We start from the raw sequence: 17,921 nt of genomic DNA, 5'->3' as shown, positions 1-17,921 counted from the left end.
CTAGCAATTAAGGTATTTTGTTTGTAATTACAAAGATGATATTATTTAAAAGTTACTTTATAGTTTGGATAGAAAATATTTGGGAAAAACTATAAACATAATTGAATATTACTTTTGTGAAAGTTTGTAGGGGGAAAAAGTGCCGCTATGTGCCTTTTAAAGCAATACAACGTCAATTGCGTAACGAAGCTAATTTTTGAAAAACAATACTTGTCAATGAATAAACAAACAACTTCTTTTCTTTTCCTTTTGTGGAGCATGCTGGGCCTCAATACCGCTTGGACCCAATCCTTTCATTCCAACAAAATTGTGGCGCATCGAGGAGCATGGAAACACACTGGTGCCCCTCAAAACTCCCTCGCCTCACTTCGAGAGGCTATTAAGCTTGGTTGTGTAGGCTCGGAGTTTGATATCCGAATGACCAAAGACGAAGTACTTGTCATCAACCATGACGCTCATTATGAAGGCATGGACATTGAGCAGACCGATTTTGCGGAATTGCGCAAAAAGCCACTCAAAAATGGCGAATTGCTACCTACTTTGGACGAATATTTGAAAGAAGGTAAAAAGCAAAAAAAAACCATGCTTGTGGCCGAAATCAAACCTTCGCCGGCTGGGAAAGAACGAGCCGCGCTTTTGGCCGAAAAAGTGGTAAAAACCATCCACAAGCTCAAAGTCCAAAAATGGGTAGTCTATATCAGTTTTGATTATGATATTCTGAAAAAAGTAAGAGAGCTAGATGCCAAGGCTAAGCTTCAGTATTTGAATGGAAATATTTCGGCAGCGCAGCTCAAAGCTGATAATATCGGCGGTGCTGATTATCATTTTAGTGTATTTCAGAAAGATGAAGAATGGCTTACCAAAGCCCAACAAGAAGGGATTACGACCAATGCTTGGACGGTCAATGATACTACGCTTATTGATTACTTCTTGGCAAGAGGGATAGACTATATCACTACCGACGAACCCGAAAAAGCCCTCAAACATGATGCACTTTTTGCCAAAACAAAGTGGAAATTGGTAGGAGGGGATGAGTTTAATTATGCAGGATTGCCCAATGCCGCCAAGTGGGGCTATGATGTAGGCGGTAATGGCTGGGGGAATAATGAACTACAGTTTTATACCGAAGCCGATACGAGCAATGCTGTCGTGAAAAATGGGATATTGACTATTACAGCTCGTAAACAAAAACACGAAAATCGAGACTATACTTCTGCTCGTTTGGTCACGCGCGACAAAGGCGAATGGAAATACGGGCGCATTGAGATAAAAGCCAAACTTCCCAAAGGGCGGGGAACTTGGCCGGCTATTTGGATGCTTGGCAATGATATCAAGCAGGTAGGTTGGCCTAAGTGTGGTGAAATCGACATCATGGAGCACGTAGGCTATGACCCTGATACTTTGGTGGGGACGATTCATACCCAAGCCTACAACCACGTGAAGGGTACCCAAAAGTCAAAAAAGATTTTTATCAAAAACCCATACACTGAGTTTCACATTTATGCCATCGACTGGACTCCCGAAAAAATGGATTTCTTGCTCGACGGTAAGGTGTATTTAAGTATTCCAAACGAACATAAAACAACGAATGAATGGCCTTTTGATAAGCCGCATTATTTGTTGCTCAATATTGCCGTAGGGGGCAATTGGGGTGGCGCAAAAGGCATTGATGAGACTGTATTTCCTGCCAAAATGGAAGTGGATTATGTAAGGGTTTATCAGTAAAATGATGTAGCTTTTTGGTATAAAAAAAGCCATCGGTTTTGCGGCCGGTGGCTTTTTTATAACCTCTTTATAAGAGGTTGTCTAGCTAATTCTCCTAGAAATTAGTTGTTTATTTGTGTTTACTAATACTATACAAATGAGTTTTGTTTCTTCTAAAACAATATTATTCAAATATTTTTCAAAATTATTTAGGGATTTGAGGTAGTTGTTCTACTGTACATGTAAATAGCGAAAACGCATGGGTATTAAGCAATGGGATGATGCACGCTTGGTGGAGTTTTTGAGAGAAGGGAAAATTTCTGCCTTTGAGGAGATATACCGTAGGTATTGGTATAAGCTTTTTGGTATTGCGTACCATCAAACAGGCGTGCGTGAAGAAGCCGAAGAACTAGTGCAGGAGGTGTTTTTAAACGTCTGGAATCGGCGTGCGGAAGTCGTGATTCGGCATTTGGATTTGTATCTTACCATTGCTATCAAAAACCAAGTGTATGATTATATCAAGTCGCAAGTGAGCTATCGTAAGTACCAAGAATACCTCATATTTCAAGAAATCCACCAAAACTATGCGACCGATGAGATTGTCAATTTTGTAGAACTAGCCGAAGCTGTAGATAAGATTCTTAATCTTTTGCCCGAAAAAAGCGCGGAGGTTTTCAAACGGAGCCGTTTCGAAAACCAATCGGTCAGGGAAATCGCCACTAGCCTTAATCTTAGCGAAAAAGCCGTGGAGTACCATATTACAAAATCCCTGAAGTTTTTAAAAGAAAACTTGAAGTCTTATCAATCTTACAACTAGACTATAAACACACCCATACAGAAATGACTCAGCAAGAATTTAACGATATATCTAAGCGGTACTTGGAAGGAAAAACGACCGAGGAAGAAGAGCGTTTTTTGGAAGAATGGTTTCAAAGCCAACCCATTCAATATCCTGTGAATGTACCCGAAAATCAGCGTAAAAACCTTGAAAAGCGGATATGGCGACAAATTCATGCCCAAATTCGCCCCTTGGGTCATATCATTCAAATGCCTCTGACGTGGGTTTCGGGAGCGGCGGCTTGTTTACTAGCAGGAGTGCTATGGTGGCATTCGTTGGAGCCACCGCCTCAAGTGGCAAGCACAGTAGAGCCCTCTCTACCAGTTAAGGTAGAAAACACAGGTATTGAAGTAAAAAATACGACAGAACTAGAACAAGAAGTACGCCTTGAAGATGGCACGGTGGTGCTGCTCAAACAAAATAGCAGTATTGTTTATGACAAAACTTTCAACCGCACCAAGCGGACTGTTTATCTCAAAGGACAGGCCTTCTTCAAAGTAAAACGAGATGTAAAGAAGCCCTTTATAGTTCACTCGGGGGACTTGACAACCGAAGTGCTAGGGACTAGCTTTTGGATAAGCCACCACGAAAAATCCAATACCATAGAGGTGTCCGTTACTACCGGAAAAGTGTCAGTTTATACCGAAAAACCAAACCAAAAAGCGGAGAAAAATGGGGTGATTCTGACTCCCAATCAAAAAGTTTTGTACGATGTAGTTTCCAAAAATATCGTACCTGGCATTGTCGAAAATCCAGTTCCTATTGTAGCGCCTGAGGTAGTAAACCTTCCTTTTGTTTTTAAAGAAACCTGTTTGCAAGAGGTGCTAGATGCGCTTTCATTACGGTACGGGGTAGAGTTTGTGATTGCCAATCCTAGCGCCAAGGATTGTAAAATCACGGCCGACCTCAACGGGTTATCTATGTTTACGCAGCTCGAACTTATCTGTAAGTCAATCGATGCTACCTACGAAAAACGCGGTACCGTAGTCTTCATTAATGGAGACGGATGCTAAAAAAAAGCCGAAAATGCTGCGAACATTTTCGGCCATTGAGTAACCCCTCTACAAACGCCAATCTGTGGGAGGGGAGTGTTTTCTAATTTGTCCAATCAAAAAACAAGTAAATGTATGCAAAAACCGTTACCAATTCCCAAAATCTGGTGGAAGCTCATGAAAATTACTTTTTCACAACTGCTCCTGTTTGTGTTGTGCAGCAGTATTGCTTGGGCTTACGATAGTCAAGCTCAAGAAGTACTTAATCGCCCTATTTCGGTATCGGGAGAGGGGATGGAGCTAACAAAAATTCTCAATGAAATTGAAAAACAGGCCCACGTTAAGTTTGTGTATAGCACCAAAATCAAATCTAACCAACGCCTCAATGTCAGCCTCAACAATCGCCGTCTTTCGACGGTGTTGGACCAAATCCTCAAGCCGATTGAGGTCACTTATGAAGTAATAGAAAATCGGATACTCCTCAAAAAAGTAAAAAATGAAAAAGAAGTACTCCCAAACGGCGAAGCGTCAAGTCTTGAATTGTTCCGAAATGTTGATAGAAATATTACGGGCACAGTTGTGGACGAAAAAGGCGTAGGATTGCCTGGAGTGAGTATTTTGGTAAAAGGTACGCAGAGAGGCGCTAACACCGACGGAAATGGAAACTTCCGCCTTTCGATTCCTGACGACAATATCATCCTTGTTTTTTCTTTTGTGGGATATTTAAGTCAAGAAGTAAGTATCGCCAATCAAACTTCCCTGAATATTTCGCTCAAGCCCGATACCAAATCACTCGAAGAAGTGGTGGTGGTAGGTTATGGCGTTCAAAGAAAAAAAGACCTCACGGGTGCCGTGTCCACCATCAACGCGGAGATGTTTAAGGAGCGCAAAGAAACGCAGGTAGCACAAGCACTGCAAGGGGCAATGTCGGGCGTAATGGTGTCACGAAGTGGTGCCAATGGTGCGATGGGCGGCGCCACGATTCGGATTCGGGGGATTACGACGATTGGTAGCTCTGACCCGCTGGTGATTGTAGATGGTGTACCTGTGAGTGATGTTAACCAAGTAAACCCCAATGATATTGAAAACCTTACCGTATTGAAAGATGCAGCCTCGGCCTCTATTTACGGATCGCGAGCAGCAGCAGGGGTAATTTTGATTACGACCAAGCGCGCCAAAACCGACCAAGCTTCTATTCAATATAGTTACGAAAACGGCTTTGATACACCTACGCAGCTTCCCGACTATATGCGGTCGCAACGCTATATGGAGCTTGTCAACGAACTTCGTTGGAATGATGCCGGAAACGGTGCCAATCGCTTTCCCACCTTCAGCCAAGATTTGTTGACAGACTATAATCAAAAACACCTGTCAGACCCTGATAAATATCCCGATACTGACTGGATGGCGTTGACCCTCAATAAAATAGCGCCTAGAGAAGCTCACAGTATTAGCGTGGTGGGTGGCTCAAAATTTGTAAAATCAAATGCCTCAGTTCGTTTTGAGAAAGTGGGTGGCTTCTATGACAATAAAAACTACAATCGGATTTTTGTTCGCTCAAACAACGATTTTACTATTAATAAATTCATCGGCGGAACCGTCGATTTTAACTTTAAGAGAACCAACTCACTGTCTCCCACAGCAAGTAATAGTCAGACAGATATGAGTCTGATTGGTGGTGATTCTAGAAACAACCCTCCTTCAACTACTCCGTTACAACGTATACTGATTTCATCACCTATTTATCCTGCTATCTGGGCCGATGGGCGGATTGCCGACGGCAAAGCGGGTGAAAATGTGTATGCTAAAATTAAATATGGAGGAACTGATCGCCTCAATTATAATCAAATTGGGGGTCGTTTAGCCCTTGATTTAAAGCCAATTGAAGGATTGAAGTTCTCAGGAATCATTGCACCTATTTTTGATTTTAACGTTCAAAAACGCTTCAATCGTCAAGTAGATGTATATGCCGCCAACGACCCTAATCAATACATCGTATCGCTGATTGGAGGTGGTATCACTACTCGTTTGGACGAAAACCGCACAACTAACTACAGCATTACCACGCAGTTTTTGGGTAATTACCTAAAAACCATTGGTAATCATGATTTTACAGCTTTGCTTGGTTACGAAAACTATTACTTCAAAGGGGAGTCGATGGGGGCTTCGCGCGACCAATATTTGTTTGATACTTATCCTTATCTCAACCAAGGCCCCGCTGCTTTTAGAGACAACTTTGGGTCGGCCTTCGAAACGGCTTATCGCTCTTATTTTGGACGTTTGACGTATAGTTTCAAAGATAAATACTTGATTCAGGCCAATGTACGCCGCGACGGTTCGTCGCGCTTCAATGCCAACTACCGTTGGGGTACTTTCCCGTCGATATCGGCAGGCTGGGTAGTGAGCGAAGAAGATTTCTTCAAAAGACAAAACGTGGTGTCGTTTATGAAGCTGCGGGCATCTTGGGGGAATCTTGGCAACGAACGTATCGGAAACTACCCGTCGGTAGGTATCATGAACTTTAGCAATGCACTGTTTTACCAAAACAACGTAGCCGTAGCTCAACAAACAGCTGCGCAAGTGCAGTATGCTATTCAGGATATTTCATGGGAAAAAACCACCTCTACCGATTTGGGGTTGGATGCTTATTTCTTGAAAAATCGTTTGCGCTTCACCACCGATGTGTATTACAAACAAACCAAAGATATGTTGTTGGCATTACAGATTCCGATTTTCGTAGGATTCGAAAATCCTAACCAAAATACGGGAATCATGACTACCAAAGGCATTGATTTGGATTTGGGTTGGACCGATAACATCGGCAAGCTACGTTACTCGGCTTCTTTCAACTTGTCTCAGTTTAAATCTATCATGGGAGATTTGGGTGGAACTGAATTTTTAGGCGACCGTATCAAAAAGTTGGGAAGTCAATTTGACGAGTGGTACGGTTATCGTTCAGAAGGAATTTACCAAACCCAAGAAGATGTCAATAATTCTCCCAAAATCAACACCAACGTAAAAGTAGGTGATATGAAATACACCGACATCAGCGGCCCTAACGGTGTACCTGATGGCAAAATTTCGCCAGAGTATGACCGTGTATTGTTAGGTAATTCCCAACCACAATGGATGTATGGCGGCAATATTAAGCTAGATTATAGTGGGTTTGATTTGGGAGTAACTTTCCAAGGCATAGGTTACCAAAACACCTCGCTATTGCCTTATACTGATTATAATGCCGAAAACTGGGGCGTATTCCCTGTATATTTAGACGGAAATACTTGGAGTGCTAACAATACAACTGAACAAAATTTAGCTGCCAAATACCCAAGATTTACAGAGACCAACAAGGGACTAAACCGTGCCATGTCTGATTTTTGGTTGTTTAATGGAGGTTATTTCCGTTTGAAAAACATCACCTTAGGCTATACCATTCCGCAGCGAATTTCGCGTAAGATTCTCTCAAACAACATTCGGGTATATCTCAATGCTACCGACGTGTTTACCCTCAACAAATACCCTAAAGGTTGGGACCCCGAAGGTTTTGGGATAGTGACAACCGTATTGGGTGGATTTACGATTGGTTTTTAATGTAACCCTTTGATTTGCAATGAAAAAATATATATATATCGCAGCCCTTAGCTTACTATTGCTAGCTTCCTGCCAAAATTCCCTTGACCTTTATCCACTTGCGGAGCCGTCGGCTGAAAAGTGGTATTCCAACGAAACCGAAATACAACTAGCTCTCAATGACCTCTATCGCATTGATTTTTGGCAATGGGACGAAGACGGTACAGGTGTCAATTATCTTTCGGATGATGGTTTTTATCGTCAAACGCTAACGCCTATCAAATCTGGCACAGTGACGAGCCAATGGGCTTTTTCGACCACACTTTGGCGCAACTCTTATAAGGCCATTGCTCGTGCTAACAGAGCGATTGCGGCTTTGAATAGCGCTGAAACCAAGGCTAAAGTAAACCAAGCAAAGTTGGATGTATACTTAGCTGAAGCTCGTCTGCATCGGGCAGGTCAATATGCCAAATTGGTTAATAAGTTTGGCGATGTAGTGTATAGTGATGAGGTTATCAGTATCGAAGATGCCTATACCAAAGGCCGTACCGATAAGAAAACGGTGAGTGCCAAAATCTACGAAGATTTTGATTATGCTATTGCCAATTTGCCGACGAGTTATGCTGCTTCGGCTGTAAAGCGTGCTACCAAAGGTGTCGCAATGGCTCTGAAAGCGCGTTTTGCTCTCTACGAAAAAGATTACGCAATAGCTAGCGACGCCGCCAAAGCTTGCATGGACTTGAATCAATACGTTTTGCATTCTGACTATGCCAATTTGTTTTTGCAAAGCACCAAAAATTCAAGAGAGGTTATCTTTTCATTGCCTCGTTCGCTCGAATTGAAAGTAACTACAGGAGTTACGTCCGATATCATTAGCCGTAATTCGGGCGGCTTTGCCGCAGCCAACCCTTCATGGGATTTGTTTTGTTCGTATCTATGTACCGATGGTAAAACCATTGATAAGTCGCCGCTTTATGAACCACGTAACCCCTTCAAAAACCGCGACCCTCGTTGCACGGCTACCATTGTTGAGTTTGGGCAGCCTCACTTAGGATTTATATATGATCCACATCCCAATGCACTGCAAGTTACCCGCCTAAGTACCAATACCAAAGTCACCAACAACGACAACCGCGCCAATGCTCAATTTGCTTCTTTCAATGGGTTGATTTGGAAAAAAGGAGTCGATGATTCTTGGTTGCTCAATGGCCGTTTGATAGAACCTGAGCAGATTATCGTTCGTTATGCCGATGTATTGTTGATGTATGCAGAGGCCAAAATTGAACAAAATCAAATAGATAAATCAGTATTGGATGCTATCAACTCAGTAAGAGCGAGAGCCTACAAAGTGGCGCTTACGGCTACTACATCTTACCCTGCTATCACCACTACCAACCAAGCCGAACTACGGCGAGAATTGCGCATGGAGCGCCGTATGGAGTTGGCCTTCGAAGGGCTTCGCTATATGGATATTGTGCGTTGGCGAATTGCGGGCAAAGTCCTCAATCGCCCTATTTATGGCATGCTCGACCCCGTAGATTTACGTAGTAAAGTGGTGGACAAAAATCTCTGGTTTTTTCCGGGTACGCCTAGAATTGATGAAGACGGTACTCCTGACTTTAGTGAAATGGAAAAAACGGGTCTTATCAAAAATCTAGTACCTACTACTTGGAACGACCGGCAGTATTTATGGCCTATTCCTACGGCTGAGATTCAAATCAATTCCAACATGAAGCAAAACGACGGCTATTGATTTTGCTTTTTAGCGAGCCTGCCTCTGCTTTTAGCAGGCTCGCTTTAATTATCTATTCCTTCTCCATATCGTTTAAGAAAATGAAACAAAATTTTTTAAAATATTTTGTTGTGGGGCTGTTTTGTGCCTTGCAATCTTACGCCCAAAATGCGCCTTCGGTAAGTGGAGTCTTTCCAAACTTGGCGATGGTTGCCAATCATAGCCCTCGTACTGAGGCAGGTACGGGCGGCCTGATGCCTTGGGCCAATCGATTGTGGATTATTACTTATGTAGCCCACATGACGCCAACGGGTTCAGGGACAGGATTGTATGAAATCAATGATAAAATGGAGCTGAAAAAACGAGCCGAGAGTATCGTAGGGACGTATGCCAATCGTTTCATTCATGCTTCTACGCATCAGTTGATTATTGGGCCGTATGTGGTTGATACGCTCGGCAATGTGAGGCTCATTGAAGGAGTAAAAAAATACCGCTTGGCTGCTACTATGGCCCACTTGACAGAACCCACCAAAAAGGTTTATTTTTTGTCGATGGAAGGCGAGTTTTTTGAAACGGATGTGACTACCTTAGAAACAAAACAGCTTTTCAATCTTATGAAAGAACTGGACGAACCTGTCGGGTCAAAACCGCATTTTAAGTCGGGTTTTACCAAACACGGAAGAGTGGTAGTAACCAACAATAGCTACAACGAAAAAGACTACAATGGCTCTTGGTCGGCGGGGCGGCTGGCCGAATGGGACGGAAACACTTGGAAAATCCTTGAAAAAACGGCTTTTACGGAAGTATGGAGTGCTGGCTCTTTTGGTCAACCTATGATTGCAACGGGCTGGGACAAAGCCTCGGTGTTGATGAATGTCTATTTCCCTTCTACTAAAGAATGGAAGCGCTACCGACTGCCCAAAGGCAGCCGTACTTTTGACGAAACGAGTTGTACCGAATGGATGCGAATCCGCGAAGTAGAGACCGAACGCGCCTTGATGGATTGCCACGGTTTGTTTTACGAAATTGGATACCACACTTACGGCAATCAGCTTTGGGCTATCAAGCCTATTTCTTCCCACCTTCGTATCATTCCTGATTTTTGCAGTTGGCGTGGAATGCTCGTATTAGGGGGAAATCAAGCTACTCCGATGCGTTTTAATAGTGGCATCGACAACAATCCTTTGGCGGGTCAACCTCAAGCGGGTCTATGGTTTGGCAAAACAGACGACCTGTGGAGTTTTGGCAAATTGCAGGGAGAAGGCGGTGTGTGGCTAGATTCGGAAATCAAAAAAGGACAACCTTCGGATCCATTTTTTACTTTTAACTTCAACAACAAATCGCTGAATTTGTGGCACAATAGCAGCATTTCAGTCAAATTTGACCTCGAAGCGGATATCGTTGGAGACGGAAATTATCGAAAATTCCAGACCATCACAGTCAATCCAAAAGAAAGTAAAAGTATCGATTTCCCAGAATCCTTTAATCCTAAATGGATAAGATTAGTGGCCGATAAAGATTGTGTTGGGACCGCTTATTTTACTTTTAAATAACTCATCTTTAATATGTACACATTAGACTTCAAATCTCTTACGGTAGGAATGGCAACGGCCGTTTTGGCTTGTGGCTTGGCCCAAGCCCAGCCCAAATCATCCTACCAACAAATCAGCGGCATCTATCCACACCTTGCTTATTATAACAACGAAGGAGAATGCGGCACGGGCGCGGTAGTACCTTGGGCAGGAAAACTTTGGGTCATTACCTATGGGCCGCATTTACCCTTTGGGTCTTCGGATAAGCTTTACGAAATCACTCCTGATTTGCACAAAACCATTCGTTCGGAAAGCATCGGCGGGACGCCTGCCAATCGCATGGTTCATGCCGAAAGCAATCAACTTTTTATTGGCCCTTATGCTATTGGAAGCAACGGAAATGTCAGGACGATTCCTTATACTCAGATGCCGGGGCGTCATACTGGCAATGCTCGTCACCTTTTTTCGCCTGCTTCCAAGATTTATTACGGAACTATGGAAGAAGGTTTTTATGAGGTAGATGTCAAAACCTTAGAATCGAAGCTTTTGTACCAAGACGGAAACGTTAAAAACAAAAAAGAAAACGACGTCGCCAACAATCACAACGGCATGCTTTTGCCCGGTGCACATGGAAAGGGGCTGTACTCAGGGCAAGGTGTAATGGTGTATTCCAATAACGGTGAATCTGGCCCACAGGCATTGAAACAATTTGACATTGAAGCAGGTGTTTTGGCCGAATGGAACGGTAAAGATTGGAAGGTAGTTCGTCGTAATCAGTTTGTGGAAGTAACAGGGCCAGGGGGCATTTATGGCAACAAAAACCCTGAAACTGATCCTATTTGGGCTACAGGCTGGGATCATCGCTCGGTACTTTTAGCGGTACGTGATAGTGGGAAATGGTCATTTTTTAGGCTTCCTAAGGCAAGTCATAGCTATGATGGGGCGCATGGGTGGAATACCGAATGGCCACGTATCAGAGATATTGGCACAGCCCAAGCCCCTGACTACTTGATGACTATGCACGGTATGTTTTGGCGTTTTCCTCAGACATTTTCTTCTAAAAATACCGCTGGTATTCGCCCCCGTTCGGCTTATTTGAAAGTAATCGGCGACTACACTCGTTGGCAAAATGGCCTCGTATTTGGTTGTGATGACTCAGCCCAAAAAGAGTTTTTGAACAAACGCAAAGCGAAAGGCAATATCGAAGGACCAGGACAATCAAATTCAAATCTTTGGTTTACATCTATTAATATGCCTGATCAATTGGGTCCTAATACTGCCCAAGGTGCGATTTGGCTCAATGACAAAGTAGAGGCAAATGTGGCTTCTGATCCGTTTTTGTTTGCAGGCTGGAAGCAGCGCATCGCTTGGATAAACAATGCGGGGGCTGAAGATGTGACTTTTACTTTTGAAGTAGATACCAACGGCAAAGGAAGCTGGAAATCTTTAAAAACAGCTTCCGTAAAAGCAGGACAAGCAGCTTCTGTTTCTTTTGCGGCTTCTGAAGTAGGGGAGTGGATTCGGGTAAAAACCAACAAAGCTACCACGGCTACTATCAATTTTAATTACACGGATGAAAGCCGTTTTACTACTGCTAAAGACAAAATATTTGACGGACTAAGCAATATCAATACTACCAATTATAAAGCGGGGCTTTTGTATGGTTTGGGAAAAAATCGTCGTCAATTGGGCGTTTTGGCCGGAGATTTTGTGAATGGACAATTTAGCGAAAGCGGCTATTATGAATTGGATAGTGCGCTTAACCTGATCCGTAAAGATGACGCTACTACGGCTCAGGTTATCCGCAAAGAATTTGCGATTCCCAAAGACGTAGTCACCATAGATGAGGCTTCTGTGTTGATAGTAGATGATGCAGGGCGTCGCTGGCGTTTACCCAAAGGAAACGACGCTTTCACGGCTAAGACAAATAGTGCTTCTTTGCGGATTTGTCGGGAAGTAGCTACCGAGCGGGACTTGATGAATGTACACGGCACTTTTTATGAACTTCCCGCCGAAAATGCCGATGGCTTTGCTAAAATGAGACCTGTTGCTTCTCATTCATTGACTATCCATGATTATGCTTCTTACCGTGGATTGTTTGTTTTGACGGGTTTGGATGCCCAAACCCCCAACAGCAATCATATCATTGCCTCGGCTGATGGTAAAGCCAAAGTATGGGCAGGAACTATCGATGATCTTTGGAAATTGGGCAAACCTACTGGACAAGGTGGGCCTTGGAAAAATAGCCAAGTGACAGCCAATACACCTTCTGATCCTTATTTGATTGGTTTTTATGATAAAAAAAGCCTCAAGCTTTCGCATAAAGCTACCGACGCAATCACTTTCACCATAGAAGTAGAGCCGATTGGTCATGGTCCTTGGATGACGTACAAAGAAGTAACGGTAAAACCTGGTGAAACCTTTGAGCATACTTTTGGCAAAGATTTTCAAGCCCGCTGGATTCGTTTCAAAGCTAATAAGGCTTGCGAAGCTACGGCTTGGTTGATGTATCAGTAGTGGAAACTAAACCCCGGCAACGTTTAGAACGTTGCCGGGGTTTAGTTTATTTTTTCTCCAGCACCACCATATTTTCGACGTGGTGCGTATGCGGAAACATATCTACGGGGCGCACGCGCTTCACGGCATATTTTTCATCTAGCCATGCCAAACCCACGTTCAACCCCGGCAACGTTCTAAACGTTGCCGGGGTTATGTTTATTTTTTCTCCAGCATCACCACATTTTCGACGTGGTGCGTATGCGGAAACATATCTACTGGACGCACACGCTTCACGGCGTATTTTTCATCTAACCATGCCAAATCGCGCGCCTGAGTGGCCGAATTGCAGCTCACATATACAATCTTCGTAGGTTCCATACGCAGAAGTGTACGCACTACAGGCTCATCCATACCTGCGCGTGGCGGGTCGGTAATCACGACATCTGGGTGGCCGTTTTGGGTAATAAATGCTTCATTCAGGACATTTTTCATATCACCCGCATAAAACTTCGTATTATGAATGCCGTTGATTTCGGAATTGATTTTGGCATCTTCAATCGCTTCAGGAACGTATTCTACGCCGACTACGGCTTTGGCTTGTTTGGCCACAAAATTGGCAATTGTCCCCGTCCCAGTATAAAGGTCATATACGTGTTCTTGGCCTGTCAATTGGGCAAACTCCCGCGCTACTTTGTACAATTCGTAGGCTTGGTCGGAGTTGGTTTGGTAAAATGATTTGGGCCCTACCCTAAAAACTAAATCTTCCATACGCTCCTCAATGTAGGGTTTGCCAGCGTACAAAACCACCTCTTGATCATAATAGGAGTCGTTTCCTTTGGTATTGATGATGTATTGTAGAGAAGAGATTTGTGGAAAATTCTCGGCCAAAAATGCCATTGTGGCGTCTATATCAGACTGATTAGGTTCGGCAAATTGTACAATTACCATTACGTCGCCCGTATTGGCGGTTCGCAAGATTACGTTTCTTACAAAGCCTACGTTATTTTTTTGGTCATAAAACCGAAATCCCTTTTGGAGGGCAAAATTTCTCAATTGATTACGGATTTCGTTGGAAGGGTCGGGTTGGAGATAGCATTTTTCAATATCGAGAATGCGGTCGAAGCGTTTAGGGATATGAAAGCCCAAGGCATTACGCTCCAGCTCAGTTCCCGAATTGATTTCATCAAGCGTAAACCAGCGCAGATTAGAGAAAGTAAACTCTAATTTATTACGGTAAAAAGTAGTTTTTTCGGAAGGTAAAATCGGCTCAATAGGAGGAAGAGCTACCTTCGCAATACGGTGTAAATGATCGCTTACTTGCTGCCATTTGAATTGAAGTTGTTCTTCATATTTGATATGCTGCCATTTGCAGCCACCACAAGTCCCGAAATAATCACAAAATGCTTCCGCTCTTTTGTCTGAATACGAGTGGGTTTGAATGACCTTTGCTTCGTAAAATTTCTTCTTTTTAAAATTGAGAATTTCTACATCTACTACGTCACCGGGGGCGGCATTGCCTTCGATAAAAACCACCGCGCCATTGTGGCGTCCGATACATTTTCCCTCTGCTGCAAAATCTTCTATGAGAAGATTCTCAACTACTTGTTTATTTTTTTTGTAATTTTTCATCCGAATTTTGTGTATACCGTTATCCCATGCCCAACCAATCTCTTGTTCTCATACTGTAAGCAACGTGAAGCTGGATTGTTGCGTAAAGTAGATGAGGCGTAAGATAAGTGAAGCGACAAAAATACAACGAGAACTTTAGCCCTAAAACCTTATGAAAAAAATTATACTTGGAGTATTATGGATTTTGTTTTTGATTCCTTTGATAAGTAATGCTTCGCACATAGTAGGAGGGGAAATAGAGTTTTATCCCACCAACCGTTCTACCAACCGTTTTTATTTAGGGCTTAATCTTTACTTTGATCAAGCCAATGCCAATGCTGCCGCCGAAACCAATACCATTCGCCTTTACTTTTTTAGAAAATCAGACAACCAAGCGATGGGAGGCATCGAATTGCCGAAAACCACTCGCAAACTTATCAGTTACAGTAATCCTGTATGTGGTAACAATAGCGGCGATTTACAAACTTTATTAATACGTTATTCGTCGGAAGTAATATTAAATGCTCAAAATTTTGATGATGCTCGAGGATATTATATTGTTTGGGAGAGGTGTTGTCGTAATCGTGTCATTTCCAATATTCAGAATCCTGCAAATACTGGTGAAACTTTTTACACAGAATTTCCGGCTTTGATTCAAAACGGGCAACCTTACACCAACTCTTCTCCTAAATTTGAAGAGCTCAAAGGAGATTATATTTGTCTCAATCGTCCCTTCACTTTTGATTTTAGTGGTAAAGATGCCGATGGCGATAGCCTCGTTTATTCGCTTACTAAGCCTTGGGCAGGCTACAGTAGCTCAAGCAATCCTGAGCCAGTGGCTCGTGGAAGCAGTGCTTACCCTGAGGTAGAATGGGTGGCAGGGATTAATAATCAAAATATGATTCCTGGAGACCCCTCTTTGTACATCAATCCCCAAACGGGAATGCTAGGTGTCACGGCCTCGCGTCTTGGATTATATGTATTTGCGGTGCTGATTGAAGAATACCGCAAAGGAGTACGGATTGGGGCAGTGAGGCGAGAGTTTCAGTTGAAAGTGGTGGATTGTCCCCAAAATGCTAGTCCTGTGGCATTGTTTCGAGAAGCTGGAAAGATAAACTTTTATAAAAAGGGTGAGCTTTTGACTATCAAACGCGATCAATCTAAGTGCTTGGATATCATGATAACCGATGGTGATGCGAATCAACGCCTCTCTATCAAAACGATAGGGGTGAATTTTGATGATAAAAGTGTCACCGTCAATCCCGTAACTTATACTACCAAATCTACCACAGATACCCTTAAAGCCCAGATATGCTTCGAAAAATGTCTTGAAAGTCGAAACAATACGCCTCTTGTTGTAGCTATCGTGGTGAGTGATGACGGCTGCCCTCAACCACGTACGGATACGCTGAGTTTGAGGGTGTTTATTGAAGGAAACGCCAACAATAACCCCGAAGCTTCTACAGATTTAGCCAACAATCGAGCTAGTATACCCCAAGGAACTAATCTGGCTTTCAAAGTCACAGGTGCTGATAAGGATAACGATGATTTGATATTGGAAGCCAAAGGAAGAGGGTTTGAGCTGAATCAGGTAGGAATGTCGTTTAGCAACGGTACTGGAAAAGGAACCGTTACTCAACCTTTTAATTGGAACCCTCCTTGTAATGCCCTTGACCGTGAGTATGTTGTCGATTTTATAGTAACAGATGTAGGCTGTAACCGGCAAGTAAAAGATACCGTAACAGTGCGATTGCAAGCTTTTGCTCGGGCTAATAATAAACCATCTGTATCGACCAATCTTCCCGCCAATCAACTTATCAATGTACCTTATCCGACCAGCGAAGGAGACAATACCATCAGTTTTGAAGTGTATGGGGATGACCTTGACAAAGCCGACCAACTCAAGCTATACGCCCAAGGGAAAGGATTTAACTTGAGTCAATATTCCTTAAAATTTGATGCTAAAAATGGCTTACCTCGCTTGACATCACGCTTTGATTGGACGCTTACTTGCAGCCAATTTGCGGATTTAGCGGGCAAAGACCTCGTCATTAATTTTATTTGTGAAGACAATAGTTGTGGACCCGTCAAAACCGATACTATGGCCGTTACACTACGCATGGCCAATATTCCCGATATACAAATTGTAGAATCCAAGATTCCTAATGTAATTACTCCCAACAACGATGGTAAAAATGACTGTTTTACCGTTGACGGTATTTCGGATGTAGCTTGTGGACCCCAATTTTTGCAAGTAGATATCTACAATCGCTGGGGTAAGCTGGTGTTTTCGTCTACCGATAAAAAATTCAAATGGTGTGCTGACGGAGTAACTACAGGGACGTATTTTTATGGATTAAGATTCACCGATAAAACCATTAAAGGCACACTGACCGTAGTTAAATAAATTACATCGCAAAAAGGGCGATAATTTTATCAGCGAGCAGCTCGGCGGTGAAATCGTGGGTTTCGTCGGGATAGAAATAGTATCTGTGTTTGACTCCCATAGCAGTCAGTTTGAACTTTAGAAGTTCGCCTTGCTCTCTGGGTACGACCGCATCTTTGCCACCGTAAAAAAGCAAAGTGGTAGGCGCGGTGCTTTTAGCCGCATAAAAAGGACTCGCTTTGTAGTAGGCGTCTGGATTTTGCTCAAATGTAGTTCCCAATAATTGTTGAATTGATAAATCAAGCCCTGTTTGACGTAGGGGCTCTGAAGACAAATCAGTAGGAGCCACAATCCCAACAACGCCTTTGATTTGGCGTGTTGTATCTCTCGCATAGGCGTATTCTAAGGCTAAATGCCCACCAGCACTTACTCCACCAATTGCAAAAGCGCCTGTCGTAATATTAAAATTGGTTGCTTTTTGGTGTAAATGGTTTATAAGCAGTTTTATATCGTTGAGCTGCTGCTCCAAACGGATTCCCTTGGAAGAGGTGAGTCGGTAGTTGGCATTAACGATTGTCAGGTTTTTTTTCTGCGCCATCAAAGCCCTGACCGTTGGGAGTAAAAAAGATTTGTCGCCTGCTCCCCAAGCCCCACCATGGAGCAATATCAAAACTTCAGAAGGTTGTTGATTGGTGCTATAAGGATAATAAATATCGTATCGTTGGCTTGGGTCGGAGCCATAGGATTGATTGAAATCACCTTGGTAGTCAGTAATTTCTTCATCAATAGTAGAGGGCGTAACATCATTCAAATGGCAGCTCATCAGTCCCCATAGTAGCCAGCTGCCCATTAGATACTTTACAATGCTCATAGATTTATGCAATTTCAAGGGCAATATTATAGAAAAGCTAAAAAATAGCAATACAAACTTAGTACCTTGTTTAATTAGTTTTTTTATATTTTATATTATTTGGATTAACGTGCGAATAGTGCCGATTGAGCGTATTTCTGGCAGACTCGCATGAGAACTGCCAATCTATGGTAGTCTTCTTATCCATTC

General features: G+C 42.9%; 11 protein-coding genes. 8 read left to right on the top strand and 3 right to left on the bottom strand.

Translation table 11 applies throughout. The features are described 5' to 3' along the window. Positions 1 to 216: 216 nt before the first annotated feature. From P1X15_RS07435 to P1X15_RS07405, 7 genes are all read left to right on the top strand, one after another. On the top strand, positions 217 to 1,725 hold the full coding sequence (locus P1X15_RS07435; RefSeq protein ID WP_277337517.1) for a family 16 glycosylhydrolase: 1,509 nt from the start codon (positions 217 to 219) through the stop codon (positions 1,723 to 1,725). Positions 1,726 to 1,963: 238 nt separating this feature from the next. Beyond that, positions 1,964 to 2,521 (top strand): RNA polymerase sigma factor, encoded by a 558-nt coding sequence (locus tag P1X15_RS07430; RefSeq protein ID WP_028668139.1) that lies wholly within the window; start codon positions 1,964 to 1,966, stop codon positions 2,519 to 2,521. Between the two features lie 23 nt (positions 2,522 to 2,544). Further along, positions 2,545 to 3,555: a FecR family protein gene (locus P1X15_RS07425; RefSeq protein ID WP_277337516.1), complete on the top strand. Its 1,011-nt coding sequence runs from the start codon at positions 2,545 to 2,547 to the stop codon at positions 3,553 to 3,555. 114 nt (positions 3,556 to 3,669) lie between these two features. Next, the gene (locus tag P1X15_RS07420; RefSeq protein ID WP_277337515.1) at positions 3,670 to 7,125 is read left to right on the top strand and encodes a TonB-dependent receptor; all 3,456 of its coding nucleotides are present in this window, start codon (positions 3,670 to 3,672) and stop codon (positions 7,123 to 7,125) included. A 19-nt stretch (positions 7,126 to 7,144) separates the two neighbouring features. Then, positions 7,145 to 8,857, top strand: coding sequence for a RagB/SusD family nutrient uptake outer membrane protein (locus P1X15_RS07415; protein ID WP_277337514.1), 1,713 nt, complete (start codon positions 7,145 to 7,147; stop codon positions 8,855 to 8,857). Between the two features lie 80 nt (positions 8,858 to 8,937). After that, positions 8,938 to 10,389 carry a hypothetical protein gene (locus P1X15_RS07410; protein ID WP_277337513.1) on the top strand — a complete coding sequence of 484 codons (1,452 nt, stop codon included), beginning with the start codon at positions 8,938 to 8,940 and terminating at the stop codon, positions 10,387 to 10,389. Between the two features lie 12 nt (positions 10,390 to 10,401). Beyond that, complete coding sequence (locus P1X15_RS07405; RefSeq protein WP_277337512.1) at positions 10,402 to 12,885, top strand: hypothetical protein; 2,484 nt, start codon at positions 10,402 to 10,404, stop codon at positions 12,883 to 12,885. 46 nt (positions 12,886 to 12,931) lie between these two features. Here P1X15_RS07405 and P1X15_RS07400 read toward each other — a convergent pair whose 3' ends face one another. After that, entirely contained in the window at positions 12,932 to 13,057 is a 126-nt protein-coding gene (locus P1X15_RS07400) for a hypothetical protein (RefSeq protein WP_277337511.1), read from the bottom strand. 26 nt (positions 13,058 to 13,083) lie between these two features. Continuing rightward, positions 13,084 to 14,496 (bottom strand): 23S rRNA (uracil(1939)-C(5))-methyltransferase RlmD, encoded by a 1,413-nt coding sequence (rlmD, locus tag P1X15_RS07395; RefSeq protein ID WP_277337510.1) that lies wholly within the window; start codon positions 14,494 to 14,496, stop codon positions 13,084 to 13,086. Between the two features lie 151 nt (positions 14,497 to 14,647). Here rlmD and P1X15_RS07390 point away from each other — a divergent pair, with 151 nt between their 5' ends. Further along, complete coding sequence (locus tag P1X15_RS07390) at positions 14,648 to 16,882, top strand: gliding motility-associated C-terminal domain-containing protein (protein WP_277337509.1); 2,235 nt, start codon at positions 14,648 to 14,650, stop codon at positions 16,880 to 16,882. A 1-nt stretch (position 16,883) separates the two neighbouring features. Here the strand turns inward: P1X15_RS07390 and P1X15_RS07385 are convergent, their stop codons facing one another. Beyond that, positions 16,884 to 17,732 carry an alpha/beta hydrolase gene (locus tag P1X15_RS07385; RefSeq protein ID WP_277337508.1) on the bottom strand — a complete coding sequence of 283 codons (849 nt, stop codon included), beginning with the start codon at positions 17,730 to 17,732 and terminating at the stop codon, positions 16,884 to 16,886. Positions 17,733 to 17,921 lie beyond the last annotated feature (189 nt).

This window comes from Runella sp. MFBS21 (assembly GCF_029433105.1).
GTDB lineage: Bacteria > Bacteroidota > Bacteroidia > Cytophagales > Spirosomataceae > Runella.
This window is presented reverse-complemented; position numbering and strand designations above follow the sequence as displayed.

Excerpts from the sequence above, each read along its gene's own strand:
- P1X15_RS07435 (WP_277337517.1), top strand. The coding sequence starts at position 217 with ATGAATAAACAAACAACTTCTTTTCTTTTCCTTTTGTGGAGCATGCTG.
- P1X15_RS07430 (WP_028668139.1), top strand. The coding sequence starts at position 1,964 with ATGGGTATTAAGCAATGGGATGATGCACGCTTGGTGGAGTTTTTGAGA.
- P1X15_RS07425 (WP_277337516.1), top strand. The coding sequence starts at position 2,545 with ATGACTCAGCAAGAATTTAACGATATATCTAAGCGGTACTTGGAAGGA.
- P1X15_RS07420 (WP_277337515.1), top strand. The coding sequence starts at position 3,670 with ATGCAAAAACCGTTACCAATTCCCAAAATCTGGTGGAAGCTCATGAAA.
- P1X15_RS07415 (WP_277337514.1), top strand. The coding sequence starts at position 7,145 with ATGAAAAAATATATATATATCGCAGCCCTTAGCTTACTATTGCTAGCT.
- P1X15_RS07410 (WP_277337513.1), top strand. The coding sequence starts at position 8,938 with ATGAAACAAAATTTTTTAAAATATTTTGTTGTGGGGCTGTTTTGTGCC.
- P1X15_RS07405 (WP_277337512.1), top strand. The coding sequence starts at position 10,402 with ATGTACACATTAGACTTCAAATCTCTTACGGTAGGAATGGCAACGGCC.
- rlmD (WP_277337510.1), bottom strand. The coding sequence starts at position 14,496 with ATGAAAAATTACAAAAAAAATAAACAAGTAGTTGAGAATCTTCTCATA.
- P1X15_RS07390 (WP_277337509.1), top strand. The coding sequence starts at position 14,648 with ATGAAAAAAATTATACTTGGAGTATTATGGATTTTGTTTTTGATTCCT.
- P1X15_RS07385 (WP_277337508.1), bottom strand. The coding sequence starts at position 17,732 with ATGAGCATTGTAAAGTATCTAATGGGCAGCTGGCTACTATGGGGACTG.